This is a genomic window from Haladaptatus caseinilyticus (assembly GCF_026248685.1).
In the GTDB taxonomy this organism is placed as follows: Archaea; Halobacteriota; Halobacteria; order Halobacteriales; family Haladaptataceae; genus Haladaptatus; species Haladaptatus caseinilyticus.
On sequence record NZ_CP111040.1, the window covers coordinates 61,918 to 78,432 of the forward strand.

Sequence of the window (16,515 nt, forward strand, 5' to 3'; positions counted from 1 at the left end):
CATGGCTTCAACGAACTCAAATACGAAGAACGATCCGACGACAAAAGCCCTCGACGACCCAACGTTTCACCTTGACGTCCTTGACAGTCTCGTCTACCCCGCAGACTGTGAGGGCTCAGTACCGCTTGCGAGCGACCCCGACGACCGCTATCCCTACGCCTATCCTCGCGACATCGCGTCGATTACAAAGGCGTGGCTCGGCGCGACCGAAGCTGGAATCCGTCCGTCGGAGTGCCGACGTCACATCGTCGATTCCGCCCGATTCCTCCTCGCCGCACAGGACGAGATGGGCCGGTGGCGCCAGCGATACGCCCTCGATGGAACCGACAGCGGAATCTACCAACAGGAGGACAACGTCGGACACGGTCTCCGCGTACTTGCCCACGCGGTGTTCGCGCTCGACGAAACTGACTCGCTTAACGACATCAACGACGCATTTCGACGAAACCTCATCGACGCGGTAGAGCGGGCCGTGACGCACGTTCGTGACGACCTCTTTGACCCCAACGCGCATCTCGTGGAGAGCACGACGAGTATCCACGAGGGGCGTATCGAATCGGGCTATACACTCTGGGTCAACTGTGTATTCGTCGCTGCCCTTCGGCAGGTTGGTCGAGCACTCTCGTTGCTTCCAGAGGAAACGGCCGATATTGAATCGTCCATCGAATCGTTCCGGTCACACCTCGAAGGAGGTGTCGAGCGAGCGTTTACGAGCCCTGCGCAGGTTCCGAGACGTTACTCGCCAACCGGCGATATCGATATGCGGCCGGACGTGACGCTGTTCGCACCGTTTTACTTCGGATTGGCCGATCTGTTCGGCGATCACCTTCACGAGGCCGCCGGACGAAGTGCGACTGCCCTTGAAGACCCAGAAATCGGTGGTATCCAGCGATTCCTGGGATTTTACGGCGATTTCGAAGTCCACCAGCACGGCGGAAACGGGCCGTGGCTGCAGTATACGGCGTGGCACGCGCAGTACCGATTCAAAAACGGCGAACATGACCACGGCAATGAGATTCTAGCAACGATTGCCCGGTACGCGGACGAACAGGGTCACATTCCGGAACACCTGACGACCAAGCGACGGTTTGAGGCGTTCATGGAAGAAGAGTGGAACACCGGCGTCGATTTCGAAAAGGAGTTCGACGAGGAGGTGTTACGGGACGTTTCGTTCGACTTTGTCGCCGAGGAGTTGGGTCACATGAAAGCGGCGTACCGTGACTTGGAAGCCCAGACGAAAGAGCACGACGTCGTCCGGTTCGCAATGCCGTTGGCGTGGTGTCACGCAGAGTATCTGACCGCGCTACTCGCTCGGCGGGTGACGGAGTAATCAATGAAGCACAAGTACGGACTCAATCAGGCCGGGTTTCCGGCATCGGAAATCGAGGAGACAAGTGCGATACTATCGTCAGCAGACTACGATGGACTCGAACCAAACTACATCGTTGACGGGCTGTTGACGACCCCGGACGGATGCGAGCGCGTTCGAAGAGCCGCGGACGAACACGACCTGTCCGTTCCCGCCGTCTCGACCACACTGCATTGGGAATACCCTCTTTCGAGCGCAGATGAAGAACGACGTCGACAGGGAATCGACGTTGCGACATCGATGGTGGATGCAGCGGTAACGCTTGGCGCGGACGAGATTCTCATTGTCCCTGCCGTCGTTACGCCCGGCTCGAAGTACAACGACCATTACGACCGTGCGGTCGATTCGGTTCGTGAAATCGTGGGCTACGCGGCGGATGCGGACGTCGGCGTCGCAATAGAGAACGTCCAGAATAACTTCCTCTACTCACCACGCGAGTTCGCCGAGTTCTTGGAACGCGTCGAGGACGCTGGGTCAGTGACCGCCTACTTCGACATCGGAAACGGGTTTCGGTCCGGTCTCCCGGACCGATGGATTCGCGCGCTCGGCGACTGGATTTCGAAAATCCACGTAAAGGACTGGATGACGAACGCACATCGCCCGACGTACCCGCTGCAAGGGAACATCGATTGGGAGAGCGTCATCAACGCGCTTGACGATATTGGGTATCGGGGTTGGATTACCGGTGAGGTTCCGCCTTACAACTCCGCCCCACATCGAATGCCGAGCCAGTTGCTTGAGACCATGCAGTATCTGTTCGAAACGAATGAAAACGACTGCCGGTCCGAACTTACCGGGGCGTAACGACTGATACCACAACACCATCGACTCACCACAGCTACAATTATGACCCGCACAATCGTTGTCGATCCGCTGTTCGAAGACGTATGGCCGCTCGCCGCAGACCACCTGCACAAACTCTGGAACGGAACCGATACCGAAGTCGAGTTCATTCGACTGTCAGAAACGAGGGAGACGAGCCTTCGCGATGCCGTCGATTCGCCGGAAGCAGTCGAACAGCTCGTTTCGCTCGGCGTGCGAACTTCCGAAGCCGGCCTCGATGAGTTTACAAACTTAAAAGAGGCATTCGTGATGACCACGTCGATGTATGGTCCCGATGAAGCACTCACTGCCTCCCTAACCGACCGAGGCGTGACCGTACATGATCACACCGGCGAGGGGTTCTGGAGCGAGTCCGTTGCCGAGTTCGGTATCGGCCTCACAATCGACGCTCTCAGGCAAATCCCACAGAAATACGAGAAAATGAAACGGTCACACGATCCGTGGGATGTCGATCTCTTGGACAACGAGATTCCGGGTGCCCGCGGTCACCAGTTTGCCGACGACCCGAATTTCGTTACCGGAACCATCGCAAGGAAGAACGTCCGCGTTGCCGGTATCGGAAACATAGGAAGTCGGTACGCGTCCACCGCTGACCACCTTGGTGCCGACGTCGCCGCATACGACCCGTTCGCGGACGAATCGTGCTTTCACAGCACCGGTTCGCGTCGCGTCTACGACCTCGACGAGCTGGTCCGCGATGCAGACATCTTTGCCCCGACGATTCCGCTTACTGACGCGACGGAGGGTGTGATAACCAAATCCCATATCGATGCGCTTCCGACCGGGTCGATACTCGTGTTGATCACTCGTGCGGGTATTTGCGATATGGATGCGGTTCGAGACCGAGTGCTCGCGAACGAACTCGTCCTCGCCGCAGACGTATGGGACGAGGAACCGCTCTCACTTGACGACCCCCTACTCGATCGTGACAACGTGGTTCACACACCGCATATTGCGGGTCGGACGCAGGATGCGAACGAACGATGGGCAGAACACCTCGCTGCACACTTCGACTCAATTTAAAACAGATGCTCCGTACGATCGATGCGAACCAGTAGTTTCAGATATCGCTCTCACGCGCTTTACTAGCATGATGACTTCACCGAACTATCACGACCCATGGGTACTCCGACAGCAGATGCACCGTGTGTTGAACTTCTACTATCCCGACTGTATCGATAACCGATACGGCGGCTACATCGCCCAGCTTGACGAACGGGATGGGTTCGTATACGACGGACGAACAAAACACCTCGTTGCAACCGCCCGGGCGGTCCATAACTTCAGCGTCGGCACCCTCATCGATGGGCCGGTGTGGTGTCGAGCGGCGGCAGAACACGGGCTTCAGTTCCTCTCAAACCATCACTGGGATGAGGCGAACAAGGGATACGATTGGCTTCTCGAGGGTCGCAACACCGCGGACGCGACTCGGTTTTGCTACGGTCACGCGTTCGTTCTTCTCGCGGCCGCACGGGCGGTCGAAGCGGGTATTCCCGGCGCGAGCGATGAACTTGAACGCTCGTTCGACGTCATCGACGACCGATTCTGGGAACCGGAACACGGATTATGTGCTGACCGTGCTGACGAATGCTGGGACATCGCCACGTATCGCGGACAGAACGCAAACATGCACGCTTGCGAGGCCTTCATCGCGGCTTACGAAGCAACCGAGGAAAAACGCTATCTGGACCGGGCGTACTCCATCGCCGAGGGGCTCGCCAAGACTCTCGCCGCCGAGACCGATGGCAAAATTTGGGAACACTACGACCGGAATTGGGGCCACGACATGTCGTACAACGAGGACGAGCCTCGACATCAGTTCCGTCCGTGGGGATATCAACCGGGGCACCACGCGGAGTGGTCGAAACTTCTCTCGACCCTTGCGACACACCGCTCCGAATCGTGGCTCCAACCAACAGCAAGAGACCTCTTCAACATCGCAATCGAGGACGGTTGGGATGACGACTACGGCGGGTTCTATTACACCGTCGATAGCGACGGGCAGCCGGTCATTCCGGACAAGTATAGTTGGCCGGTTACGGAAGCTATCGGTGCCGCGGCGCTACTTGGGCGGACGGATGAGCAATATCTCGATTGGTACGACCGCTTGTGGGAGTATGCAGCACGGCACTTCATCGATCCGAACCACGGAAACTGGTACGAACGGCTGACACGGGAACACAAACGCGATGGGCCGAACCGAGGTGTGGCAGTCGAACCTGGATATCATCCGCTCAACAACGCTTACGTCGCACTGGACGTTGTCGAGTAGCGTATTTGGTCATCTGGTTCGGGCTTTCCATCGTCTCGTGACAACTTCCGAAGAGAAGGAAAACGACGGCCAATTCGGTGGTTTGGGTGTGGCCCTGATCGGTCGGTCGAAAACGAACCGACGACCACGAATCGGTCAGTCGTTCATGGGGAGATAATTGAACAGTTAACGCCCGTCTTCTAACTTCGTCAGTTCGATTGGAAAATGCCCTTCGTCCATTAGTGCCTGCAAGGGTGTGAGTTCGGTGAGACGACCATGATAGCAATACCGTTGCTACACAGCGCCCATTGGATGTCCCGTACCGTTCAATGGCAATGACACTGTCTGCCATTTCGTAGGAGTCACTTGGTCGATGTCCTTTCGGGTTGGTGGTCGTTCATGTCTATAGCACTTGGCGGTTTATGATCGTGGCTCCAGTGCCCTCTATCTGACTGTGCTCGCCAGAGCTTCGAAGCTTTGTTATCGTCGTGATTATCCTATTCCGTCGGTTTGAGCGATCCAGAAAGCACTTTTGCAGCCACCAATATTGGGTCCCAGACGGGGCTAAACGGCGGAGCGTACGCGAGGTCTAAGCGCTCTAACTCCGTAACCGTGAGTTCAGCATCGATCGCGGTCGCGAGCGTGTCGATTCGTATCGCGGCCCGATCCGTTCCGATGATGCTTCCGCCGAGTAATCGATGCGTTCCGGTGTCAGCCGTCAGCGTCACGGTCGTCTCTGCCGCACCGGGATAGTATTCGGACCGCGACGATGCGGTGATGGTTTCCGATATGGGGTCAAATCCGGCTGCTCTCGCCTCCTCGTGATGGACAATTCCTGTTTTGCCACACTCCAGTTCGAAGGCTTTGACGACGGCGGTTCCGGCGACGTCGCCGACCGGTGTCGTATCACCGGCGACCGTCTGACCGATGGCTCGACCGGCACGGTTCGCGGTGAGTCCGAGCGGTATCCACGTTCGTTCACCGGTCACTGCGTGGTACATCTCCGCACAATCACCGGCCGCATATACGTGATTTCGATTCGTTTGACCGAATCTATCCGTTGCAATCGCTCCAGAATCGCCGAGTTCGATGTCCGTCTTCGACAGGATATCGACGTTCGGACGAATGCCGACCCCAATAAGTGCACAATCAGTAGCAACCGTTTCATGGCGACATACAACCGATTCGACATGCCTGTCTCCGTCGAGGCGCTCGATTTCCGTGTCGAGATGGAGGTCGATACCCTTTTCGCGAAGTGTCTCCTCGACTCGTGTTCCGATAGCATCCCCAAAGGCTGGTAATAATCCTCTGGATCGCTGAAAGAGGTGGATGGAAACATCGTATGCACTGATTGCCTCTGCCATCTCAATCCCAACATAGCTACCGCCGACGATTGCGACTGACTCCGGTGGTTCGAGAGTTGCGTATCGCTCGATATATGCCGTATCGGCATATCCACCGTCGATTTCGATCGATAACGATTCCGCTGGTCGGGTGAGATATGCTCGAAGCGCCCCCGCAGAATCCATGTGGTGCATCGTGAACACACCCTCGAGTGATGTCCCTGGTATCGACGCCGTGAGTGCGCTTGCCCCCGTCGCTATTAGTAGATCCGAGTACGGCTGGTCGAACTCCGTATTGTCGGTACGGACGGTTACCGACTTTTGGTCGGGATCGATGCTGACGACTTCGTGGTTCCGACGAAGATTGATTCCTCGTTCGTCTATCTGCGTCGGCGAGAGCGAGAGCAAATCGGTCAACGACTCAATATCACCCTTTACGTAGTACGGCATTCCACAGTAAGCGAACGACACCCACTCGCCGCGTTCGAAAACGACGACTTCGCGATTCGGTCGCTCGCGTTTGAATTTGCTCGCCGCGCTGAGCCCTGCTGCATCTCCCCCGATGACGACGAACGGGTCGGTCATGCGAAAGGATACGGCGTACTAGTATGTAGTACTGAAAGTGTGTTTCACGTAACTTACCTCGTACCCCTCTATAAACCGTATTACGAAATCTGCGGTCGAGCGAGTTTCTCAGCCTGCTCTACGTCGTTCGGTTTCTCTGCTTGTGCGTAGAGAAGTTGTCGAATTGACGGGTCGAAAATACCGTTTTTGTCGAATATCTCGCGTACCTGGCCGGTGATATAATAAAATTTGTACGGTCCCTCATCCACCCGTTGGCCTTCGGGAAACTCTACGCTATCGATATCTGAACAATTTCATGTCACAAACCAGTATTTCGTCTCACTCTCGCTCTGGCTGACTTTTTTATCCATCGCCTTCAAAGGGAGAATTGCGGTTATCGTATCAGTATACGGCGTGGCTCCGATGCCCCTACCCAACCTTCCATGCCGTGTATTTCTTTGTATCCCACCAATTGCAAGGCGAGTGTATGCTTTGTCCCGAGGATTTACGTTGGTAGTAACCATCCCTGCTTGTATTGATGATTTCGAATCGGCGATCGTCACTCACACCACTTGCGCAAAAATCACTTGATGCACTCGCGAAGGAATTGCCAAGTGAGGGGAAGCTCACGTATGAGCAAGCGTACGCTATTCTCAATGACAGCGAGGAGCTTGAGCAGTCTGCTGCCGAAGCTATTATCGAACGGCTCTATTTGCGGGGCCACATTTACGAAGTCGAAGGAAAACTTCGACTTACTGATCACTGACCTGAATCGCAGGGGCCGCCTCGATCCTAAAGCTGATATTTACGCCTGTGTGTTCGTTCTAACTACACTCTCGCCTTGTTTCGACAGCTTTGATAATTTTTGCCGCCGTCGTGCGAATCCGGCCAAGTCGGTCCTGAATCCCATCCTGAGTATTGTCCTGCCATGCTGCGAGGTAGAACGCTGAGCCACTCGTGTCCAACCCAACGTATCGACCAACGATGTACGCGACGGCTTCTGCTTCGACTTCACGTTTCGATCGCTCACACGCATCGTCAACATCGAAATGTAGCAGTGCGTGCGCGTATTCGTGGATTAGCGTCACCGCGAGATCCGCGTGATTTGCCCGTGCTTTCACTTCGACGATGGGCTGGAGATCGTACAGACTCCGCTGTTTGCAGACACCCCTTGCCTTACCGTGTTCCCAGTTGTCGGCATTAACGATACGAACCGTTACACCGAGTTCATCGGCTGCATCTTGAAGGGAAGACACGAGATTTTCAGCATTTCCATTTGCTTCGGTCTCCAATTCGGGAAGTGGTTCACCCTCTGTTTGGGACACATCGAACACAGCCGTGGGTTTGAATCCAACGAGTCCTTTTGACCACGCTTCAGGCGGTGTCTCGTCGTATTCACACGCGCTTTGCTCGTGGTAGCTCGGTGAATTCTCGCAGTTAGGACACTGCTTTGTGATGATCGGCGCCCAGATCCAGATCCCCTGCTCGCCTTCCTTCACATGGCGATCGAACTCAGTTCGCCACGTGTTGTAGCCCGCCACCTTCGTCGCATTTGGACATTGGAGCGTGATCAAGAGCGTGTTCCGGTGGGAGTAGTCGTGGAATTTGGATTGAACAGTTAACCACTCCTGGAATTGCTGACTCGCTCGTGCCTCGTCGATCAAGGCAGTGAGGTCGCCAATCCATTGTTCGATCGCGCTGTGCATTTCGTCACGTCGGGTGTCGTATTCGTCGAACGACACCGCAGAGTTGGTACTCAAAGCCATTATTTTTCGAACACGGACGCTTCTATTGAGCGCCCCGTACCCCTTTGGGGCCCAAAAAAATCCCCCAGAAGAGTCGTTTAATATAGATTAATTGTCTCTCTTACTGCATTTTTGACTTTTTGTACCATGTTATTTAATATTGGATCAAAAAGCCGAATTTTTATTATGCTGAGTCAGAGAGGACAGATACCATGGCCCTCCCGATAATAGTGCGACAGTGGCTCTCTTTAGATGAGAGTATCATTCACGAGTGTCGTCACTGCGGGATGTCACTTAAGAATACTGAACATCCATGCCCAACCTGTGGATCGACTGAAATCGTAGAATTCGACGTTTCCTAACGCGTCCCACCGTGGAATAGACTCTCACATGACCTCTAATTCTAATTGCAAGTAAATCAATTACAGTCGTGATCACAAAATTGATCGCCCACTCGAGACTCTCTACTCCCGATGTCTCATCAGCTCGCACGTGCCCAATGGCGAAGTTCGATGCGGTCATATAGTTGGTAAGTTGTAGCGATGGCTGCCAACCCGGGATACTCGGTATCGAGGTCGGCATAGACATATGTTGTAAATAAATCTTCATTCGATCGATTGCGCTGACGCAGATATGATTGTTGATCGGCTGTCAGCGTATCCAACTGCTGCTGTATCGACGTAAGTCGATCAGTGCACTCATCGAAAGCGAACTCACGTCGCTCGATTGCAGCTAACTCCTCACCAATATCATCAAGCGACCTCTGGAGCTTCTTCAGTTGTTGCCGTTCTTTTGCTATCAACGAGTACGATTGCTGGCGGGTTTTGATAGCCTCCTCACTCGCATGCCTGAGTTGATCCAACAACGGGTGTGACCACATCGTTGACCCGCCTGTCAAGCCAGCTGCCACCTCAGGACTGAATTCATTTGTAATGCTCTCCAGGGCGGTGTTCTCACCATACTCGTCTTCCCAATGATCTACTGCAAGGACAGTTTCACGGTAGGCTTCCTGAACCGCACTCGAGAACATGTGTGAGGAGGGCGACCGTGATTGAATTGTGTCATGTACTGACTCATTTTCAGTTCGATCGAGATGCGACGGAATCTCCTCGAGTTGGTCGAGAAAGTCCTTGAACGCGTCTATTTCAGCTTGAACTAGGGACTCTTCGTTACTAACGAGTTGCTCTGCGTTTGACAGTGACGAGCGGTTGAATAATAGACTCCTGCTCTGTACCATTATTAATAACTAACGCATAGGACGGCGGCTATTATACTTTATCGCCCATAAATAAACGGTATATTATTACTGAACTCGCACCATCCTATCACATTCGACGCATCGCGAGAAAAGCGACGGTGCCGACGGTACTCACACTGGCTACGAACGGGAAAGCCATGCCCATACCGAATCGCTCGGCAACAATCCCGAATAACAGCGGTCCCACCGCTCCACCAAGTGATCCTGCTGTTAGCATCACACCAAAAAGACTTCCACTGAATGATCGCTCGGAATACTCCGAGGTGATCGCATTCATCGTTGGGATGGCTGCCCACATTACAAGTCCAAGCAAAAAGAACCATATGAACAGTGCAATCGGTATTGGTGGAATGAAGACAGTTGCACCCAAGATAACTGTCGAAATTCCCATCGCTACAACTCCGAGTGTCTGCCGATCTACAGCATCTGCGAGGGTCCCAGCACCGAGCGAGGAGATACCTGCACCAACGAGCATTATGAAGAAAATTCCGTTGGCGACAGTGGCAGACAGTCCTATGTGCTCAACAAGATACGAGGTGATGAAGGTACGAACTGCGCCAATTTCGGTCGCGATAGCAAGATTGGCAAGAAACAATACTGCGACCCATCGCTCAAGTGGTACTGAGATAAGCGTGGTCAGACTCGACCATCGCCTTGCTGAGTCGTCAGTAGTCTTCTCAGAGACTTTATTCGTATCAGTTCCCCCATCGGATTCTACCGCAGGCGTGTCCTCGGCGCGATCGATATCGGGAAACAAAGTTAGGAACACCAACGCATAGGTAACACCAACGGCTGCGCTGACCGTGAGTGCAAGTCGCCAGTCAACAAGTGTCGCAAGACCGCCGACAAGGGCCGGAGCAAGAGCAGTTCCAACAACGCCGCCAAGACCGTGTATTCCCATGGCTTTTCCCTCGGTATCGCCACTCTCCAGATCACTAATCAAGGACATCCCTGATGGATGGTAGGTGCTCCCCCCGACGCCAGCAATGATTTCGGCGACTACAAGAGTCGAATAGTTTTGGGCTCCAGCAGCAACAAGAATGCCTGCAGCTAATACGACCATCCCGCCTGCAAGTAGCCATCGCTGGCCGATCCGATCTGCAAGGACACCTGCAGGTAACTGGAAGATCGAGTATGTGGCGAAAAATACCGTGAGCAATGCTCCTGCCTCTCCATACGAAATAGCAAAGTCGTTCACCAATAATGGGAGAATTGGTGGAAGTACGACACTATAGAACTCATTGACTGCATGGGCGACTGTGATGAGCCACACTTCACGGGGATTTGTGACTGAGAATATTCTCTGGCGGATTGAGGACAACACACATTCAGTCGGTTCTTTTATCCAATGTCAATTGTGTTTGCGGCAGTGCTGGCAGTCTTTTCACCAAGAGTGGAAAATTCGTGTGCTGTCCTAACAGTAAACTCCCACTAGAATGATCCACGCTTGCTCATCGGCCTTGAGTACATGATCGGAATATTCACAGATTCATATCGCATCACCGAATTCGATAAACAGGTAGCGCGACGCCCCACAATATAACCTCGAGAGTGTCACAGGCGTGGCGGGCGAGATCGCTATCGTGCATGAGATCATCGTTACTGAACTTGGTGACTGTCGTTCGCACCCGTTCGAATTCCGCGACAACTTTGTTTCAATCAGCCGAAAACGTGTTCCTGCACCGGCGGTGGAGATTTAATACAACCGAGATTGTCTTTCTCTGTCATGGGATATATTATCAAGATGCCCAAATTGGGACTGGAAATGGACTCGGGGACACTCAACGTTTGGACCGTTTCTGAAGGCGAAACGGTGGAAGAGGGTGCCGTTGTCGCCGAAATCGAATCGGAGAAGACGACAGCTGAAATCGACGCGCGCGAGGATGGTGTGCTTCGACGGGTTTTCGTCGAGGAGGGCGGCGTGACCGAACCGGGGGAACCACTTGGCATCGTCGCCGCACCGGATGCGGATATTGACGACTTGATCGCGGACGTTGAGGGTGAATCTGCGGAGTCCGTATCCGAGACGTCTGCCGAGGCCGGGGGTTCGAATGCCCCACAGGAGGGCGACTCACAGGTTGTTACCGACGGCTCGACTGCATCGATGAGCGAAGTCAAGGCGACGCCGCGAGCAAAGCGACGGGCTGAAGAACTCAATGTGGATCTCACGCTCATCGACGGCACCGGCCCGCAGGGTGCTATCGCCGAAAGTGACGTCGAAGCAGCCGCCGAGGATGAATCGGCCGATGCGACTGACGACATAAAGGCGACACCACGAGCGAAACGTCGGGCAGCGGAGTTGGACGTAGGGCTCCATTTGGTCGAGGGAACCGGGCCACAGGGAGCCGTGACCGAAGGCGACGTGGAGACCACAGCGGAGTCGATGGAAGACGAAGCGGCTACAGCCGAATCGATGGACGAGGAAGCGACTACTGCCGCGGTCACCGACGAACCTGAGATCCCCACGGAACGGGTGTTCGCTACGCCGAGCGCTCGCCGACTCGCGCGCGAGTTGGGTGTTGATGTTGAATCCGTCGGAGCGGAAATCGACGACCGTCTTACGGAAACCGATGTTCGGATGGCAGCTGAGGAGATGACGAGCGACGAAGCCGAGACGGTACCCGGAACGCGGGAAGAAGAACGACCACTGACAGGGATGCGTAGTACCATCGCGGAGCGTCTCGGACAGAGTGACCGCGAAGCAGTTCACGTCACTGAACATCGGTCGGCCGATGCGGAGGAACTCCTCGCTGCCGCGACGGCCGCGGATGAGGCACTTTCTCCCGACGTGTCTGTGACTGATATCCTGTTGGCAGCACTATCGGCAACGCTTGACGCTCATCCGGAGTTCAACGCCACCTTCGAGGACAACGTTCACCAGTTACACGAAGCGCACAACATCTGTGTTGCCGTCGACATCGACGCCGGACTCATCGCACCCGTCATCCCGGATGTGGATTCGCTCTCAGTTCCCGACCTCGCGGCAAAGCGCAAGAAAGTGACTGACCGGGCGCTTTCCGACGAGTATACGATGGACGACCTCACGGGTGGAACCATAACCGTCTCGAATCTCGGTGTTCTCGGCGTGGAGCGTTTCGATCCGGTCATCAACCCGCCACAGATTGCCATTCTCGGCGTCAACACCATTAAACGCGAAGTGGTTCCAACCAATGACGACGATGTCGCCGTCCGCAAGCGTATTTCCTTTTCGCTCTCATTCGACCACCGTATCGTGGATGGCGCGGACGCCGCGCGATTCCTCGGGACGCTCGTTGAACACGTCGAAAACCCGTGGCCGCTCGTGATTGCGGCGGGCGAAAAGTAGCATAGAAGACGGGCTCCCTTTCGGAAATCGCATCACTCTATGCGAAACAGCTCCTTTTTTGCGGCGCGTTCTACCACCGCATCGATTTGGACGAACCGTGGACCGTCACTGACAGGTTGCAATCGGACGTCTGCATCGCGGACTTCGAGTTCACGTTCACCGTCGGCGCTGACGACGGCGGTGGCGACGTCGAACGCGAACACTTCGCCGTCGTCGAGTACGCGATACTCCTCGATAGGGATACGCGAGAGGACGCCCGGAACGGTGACCGCATGTACCTCCTGTTGGGGTTCGCTGGTCGTCCCGAGTCGAAACCCGACACCGCCAGGGTCGTCGGGACGGCAGGCTGCGAGTCCACCGGCGATGCCAGAAAGACCGATTTCATTTGATGAGGCCCGTGAGACGACGCCCCCGATGACGTCTTCCGGGTCGAGAATAGCTCGAGTTCCGACGAACTGCTGATCCAACAGCCCGAGGGTCGCGAGCCCTCGAATGCGGCGTTCGCCGCTCCCGTCGGCGACAACCGCTTCGACGGTTCCGTGTCGAACTGTCGTCTCGTCGGCGGATACTGCTCTGCTTGCGATGAGTCCTGTGGCAATACCGGCAACGGTTCCATCGACCGCGGTGGGCACTACGTTGTTCGTTCCGGTCGAAATGCTGACGACAGGGACGTCCCCAATTCCGTGGGCGACGTCGCGATTGGTGCCGTCGCCACCAAGTACAACCACGGCATCGGCAGCATCCGAGAATCGTTTTGCCGCGTTTCGTGCGTCTTCACCGGACGCCGTGACCGTCATATCCAGCAGGTCGACCGTCAGATCCTCTGGTGCGCCGTCCACGATTCGGTCGGCGAGGCCGGCATTGTCCGGCATGACGAGAACTTCGGCGTCGTCCGCCATCGTCACCCCTTCGAGGACACAGGCTGCCGTCCGACGCTTCGCGTAGTTGCTACTAACGCTCGCACCACCCGTCAGTCGCCGAATATCGCGGCCGGCGACCGGGTTGACGATGAGTCCGACTGTCGGGGACACTTATACGACGCGGTCAATGGCCGCTTTCACGTCGTCAGCGTCTGGCAGGACTTCTTCCTCCAACGTCGGACTGAACGGGATATGTACGTCTGCGACGCCGACGCGCTGAATCGGTGCATCGAGGCTGAAGAACGCATTCTCCATGACGCGTGTCGCAATCTCCGCGTGAGTTCCGTATGAGAGCGGGCTTTCGTCGGCGATAATGAGACGCCCCGTCTTGTCCACGCTCTCGACGAGTGTGTCGGTATCAAGTGGGTAGAGCGACCTGAGGTCAATGACCTCAACGCTCGTCTCGCCGGCGAGTTTGTCCGCGAGTTCAAGCGATTCACCGACCAACCGTTGTGTCGCGACAACGGTTACGTCGTCACCCTCGCGTTCGACGTTCGCCGTTCCGAGCGGGATGGTGAAATCTTCGTCAAGCGGAACGTCGCCCGTCTGTTCGTACATCGCCTTGTTCTCGAAGACGAACACCGGGTCGTCAGAACGGATGGCTGACTTCAACAGCCCCTTTGCGGCTCGCGGCGTTCCGGGGGCGACGGCGATGATGCCCGGGAAGTGTGCGAACCACGTGTGCAGCGTGCCGGAATGCTGACTTGCAGCACCCATTCCGCCGCCCTCGGTCGTTCGAACCGTCACCGGCATCTCGGTCTTGCCGCCAAACATATAGCGGTTTTTCGCCATCTGATTGATTATCTGCTCCGAGCAGACGCCAAGGAAGTCCGCGAACATGATTTCCACGACGGGCCGCGTTCCAGTCGCCGCGGCACCGACCGCCGCGCCCATGAATCCGGCTTCGCTTATCGGCGTGTCCCGAACTCGGTCCTCCCCGAACTCGTCCACGAGACCGCTCGTCACCTCGAAGACGCCGCCGAACTCGCCGACGTCCTCGCCGACGATGAAAACGTCCTCGTCAAGGTTCAGTTCTTCCTGCATCGCAAGGCGAATCGCCTCCCGAACTGTCATCTCCTCGGTGTCTGACGGTCCCGAAGAGGGCATGCTCTCGGTACTCATCGGTCTTCACCTCCGTCAGTCCGCATCTGTTGTGCAAAGTCGTTTATCTCGGGTACGCTCGCGTTGAACATGTCGTCGTAGGCCTCGTTCGGGTCGGGATACTTCGCTTCCTTGGCTGTCTTCGCCGCCGCTTCCACCTGTTCGCTGATTTCCGATTCCATCTCGTCAAACTCCGATTCGGTGATGGTTCCGGCGTCGATGAGCCGTTTCCTGAACTGCTCTATCGCGTCGTTCTCCTTCCAAATCGCAATGTCCTCGTCGGTTCGGTACGGTTGTTGGTCTCCTTCAAAATGACCGCGATAGCGGTAGGTGTCCGCTTCGATGAACGTCGGCCCATCCTGTGCGAGCGCACGTTTGCGGGCCTCTTTCACCGCTTCGTAGACGGCCGTGACGTCCATCCCGTCCACCGTGAATCCGGGGATATTGTACGCCTCTGCTGTCTCACTTAGGTTCTGGAGATTATGCTGTTTTTCGACCGGTGTCCCCTCGCCGAACTGGTTGTTCTCGACCAGGAATATTGCCGGGAGGTCCCACGTCGCGGCGAGGTTGATGCTTTCGTGAATTTGCCCCTGTGCGACGGCACCGTCGCCGAAGAATGCCAATGCGACGGTATCTTCGCCTTTGATCTGTGAGGTGAGAGCAGCACCCGTCGCAAGCGGCGGCCCGGCGCCGACAATGCCGTTCGCACCCAACATGCCCGCGTCCACATCCGCGATGTGCATCGAGCCACCTTTGCCGTTACAGTAGCCGTTCGCTTTGCCGTACAACTCAGACATCATCTCCTCTAATTCGAGTCCCTTCGCGATGCAGTGGCCGTGGCCTCGGTGCGTACTCGTGATGTAGTCGTCTTCTTCCAACGCCGAACACGCGCCGACACCGACTGCCTCCTCGCCGATGTAGAGGTGGACGAACCCCGGGAGTTCCCCGTCACCGAACAGTTCGCCTGCTTTTGTGTCGAATGCCCGTATTGTTAACATCCGACGTAACGCTTCTTTTTGTCCGCTTTCTGTTTCGATGTCAATTGATACCATTGTCCATGTTATGGTTGACTTATCGACCATTAACTATTATGATTGTATCATGATATGTGGTGGTTCTAACTCGGGCTTCGGTTGTTTCTGGGATGCGTACAAATATAATTCTATCTTACATTGCTCAAGTCTAACCAACATAATCATACCTCTGGATGGTTGGCTGTCGGTTAATTAGGCATCACGGCGGTGCTGGAACCAACTAACCCTACAGTCTCCGATTTGCTCCCAAAATACATCATTGAAGACCTGATAGCAGGATTGTGAGACGTTGTGAGCCATTGCCTACTATGCACAAGAACTTCGAGCCTATCGTGCTCCCAATCGGTGGCCGACCGCACGGCTGTCGCCACTCATATCGAACAGACAACGGTCAATGATTCGCTATAAAAGCACAAACGAAGAGGACTCAAGAAGATGCTGCAGATTGAAACACGATCGTAGAATAGGACCCCCGGGGAAAGCAATGATCGTAATCAAGACGATCAACGACAACCAGTGTTACTATTTCAGTGGGAAAAAGGTGATCGTATCAAATCTAAATACCTCTGCAAAGCGAGTTTGGAGTAACGATAATCGACAAAATTTCACATCGTTCCAAGAAGACACAGGTCGATATTAACCAACAAAATCAGTATCAAATTTGTTGGTTATATTCGAGAATAGCGTACAACAACACTGTGACTAAAACCTCTTCCTCGTTTTTCTTTCTGATTCCTTCTATCTGAGTATGAATTTTCTCCT

General features: G+C 55.1%; 13 protein-coding genes. 6 read left to right on the forward strand and 7 right to left on the reverse strand.

All coding sequences use genetic code 11. From position 1 onward, the window contains the following. Window position 1 precedes the first annotated feature (1 nt). From OOF89_RS17650 to OOF89_RS17665, 4 genes are all read left to right on the forward strand, one after another. Window positions 2-1,330, forward strand: coding sequence for a glucoamylase (locus OOF89_RS17650; RefSeq protein WP_266081458.1), 1,329 nt, complete (start codon window positions 2-4; stop codon window positions 1,328-1,330). A gap of 3 nt (window positions 1,331-1,333) precedes the next feature. Then, window positions 1,334-2,173: a sugar phosphate isomerase/epimerase family protein gene (locus OOF89_RS17655; RefSeq protein WP_266081460.1), complete on the forward strand. Its 840-nt coding sequence runs from the start codon at window positions 1,334-1,336 to the stop codon at window positions 2,171-2,173. Between the two features lie 42 nt (window positions 2,174-2,215). After that, window positions 2,216-3,235 (forward strand): NAD(P)-dependent oxidoreductase, encoded by a 1,020-nt coding sequence (locus OOF89_RS17660; RefSeq protein WP_266081462.1) that lies wholly within the window; start codon window positions 2,216-2,218, stop codon window positions 3,233-3,235. Between the two features lie 67 nt (window positions 3,236-3,302). Then, window positions 3,303-4,484, forward strand: coding sequence for an AGE family epimerase/isomerase (locus OOF89_RS17665; RefSeq protein WP_407661649.1), 1,182 nt, complete (start codon window positions 3,303-3,305; stop codon window positions 4,482-4,484). Between the two features lie 476 nt (window positions 4,485-4,960). Here OOF89_RS17665 and OOF89_RS17670 read toward each other — a convergent pair whose 3' ends face one another. Next, window positions 4,961-6,391: an FAD-dependent oxidoreductase gene (locus OOF89_RS17670; protein ID WP_266081464.1), complete on the reverse strand. Its 1,431-nt coding sequence runs from the start codon at window positions 6,389-6,391 to the stop codon at window positions 4,961-4,963. Between the two features lie 517 nt (window positions 6,392-6,908). Between OOF89_RS17670 and OOF89_RS17675 the strand changes: the two genes are divergently transcribed. Continuing rightward, window positions 6,909-7,136 (forward strand): hypothetical protein, encoded by a 228-nt coding sequence (locus tag OOF89_RS17675; protein WP_266081466.1) that lies wholly within the window; start codon window positions 6,909-6,911, stop codon window positions 7,134-7,136. A gap of 58 nt (window positions 7,137-7,194) precedes the next feature. Here the strand turns inward: OOF89_RS17675 and OOF89_RS17680 are convergent, their stop codons facing one another. From OOF89_RS17680 to OOF89_RS17690, 3 genes are all read right to left on the reverse strand, one after another. Beyond that, the gene (locus OOF89_RS17680) at window positions 7,195-8,136 is read right to left on the reverse strand and encodes an ArdC-like ssDNA-binding domain-containing protein (RefSeq protein WP_266081467.1); all 942 of its coding nucleotides are present in this window, start codon (window positions 8,134-8,136) and stop codon (window positions 7,195-7,197) included. 460 nt (window positions 8,137-8,596) lie between these two features. Next, the gene (locus OOF89_RS17685; protein WP_456071293.1) at window positions 8,597-9,352 is read right to left on the reverse strand and encodes a DUF7260 family protein; all 756 of its coding nucleotides are present in this window, start codon (window positions 9,350-9,352) and stop codon (window positions 8,597-8,599) included. A gap of 88 nt (window positions 9,353-9,440) precedes the next feature. Beyond that, window positions 9,441-10,697 (reverse strand): MFS transporter, encoded by a 1,257-nt coding sequence (locus OOF89_RS17690; protein ID WP_266081471.1) that lies wholly within the window; start codon window positions 10,695-10,697, stop codon window positions 9,441-9,443. Window positions 10,698-11,099: 402 nt separating this feature from the next. Here OOF89_RS17690 and OOF89_RS17695 point away from each other — a divergent pair, with 402 nt between their 5' ends. Continuing rightward, window positions 11,100-12,698, forward strand: coding sequence for a 2-oxo acid dehydrogenase subunit E2 (locus tag OOF89_RS17695; protein ID WP_266081473.1), 1,599 nt, complete (start codon window positions 11,100-11,102; stop codon window positions 12,696-12,698). A gap of 32 nt (window positions 12,699-12,730) precedes the next feature. Here OOF89_RS17695 and OOF89_RS17700 read toward each other — a convergent pair whose 3' ends face one another. From OOF89_RS17700 to OOF89_RS17710, 3 genes are read right to left on the reverse strand one after another with little or no spacing between them, the layout of a single operon-like run. Next, a complete protein-coding gene (locus OOF89_RS17700; protein WP_266081475.1) occupies window positions 12,731-13,729 on the reverse strand; it encodes an NAD(+)/NADH kinase in 999 nt (332 codons plus the stop codon). After that, the gene (locus OOF89_RS17705; RefSeq protein ID WP_266081477.1) at window positions 13,730-14,740 is read right to left on the reverse strand and encodes an alpha-ketoacid dehydrogenase subunit beta; all 1,011 of its coding nucleotides are present in this window, start codon (window positions 14,738-14,740) and stop codon (window positions 13,730-13,732) included. Next, window positions 14,737-15,771 carry a thiamine pyrophosphate-dependent dehydrogenase E1 component subunit alpha gene (locus OOF89_RS17710; protein ID WP_266081478.1) on the reverse strand — a complete coding sequence of 345 codons (1,035 nt, stop codon included), beginning with the start codon at window positions 15,769-15,771 and terminating at the stop codon, window positions 14,737-14,739. The genes OOF89_RS17705 and OOF89_RS17710 overlap by 4 nt, the downstream gene beginning before the upstream one ends. Window positions 15,772-16,515 lie beyond the last annotated feature (744 nt).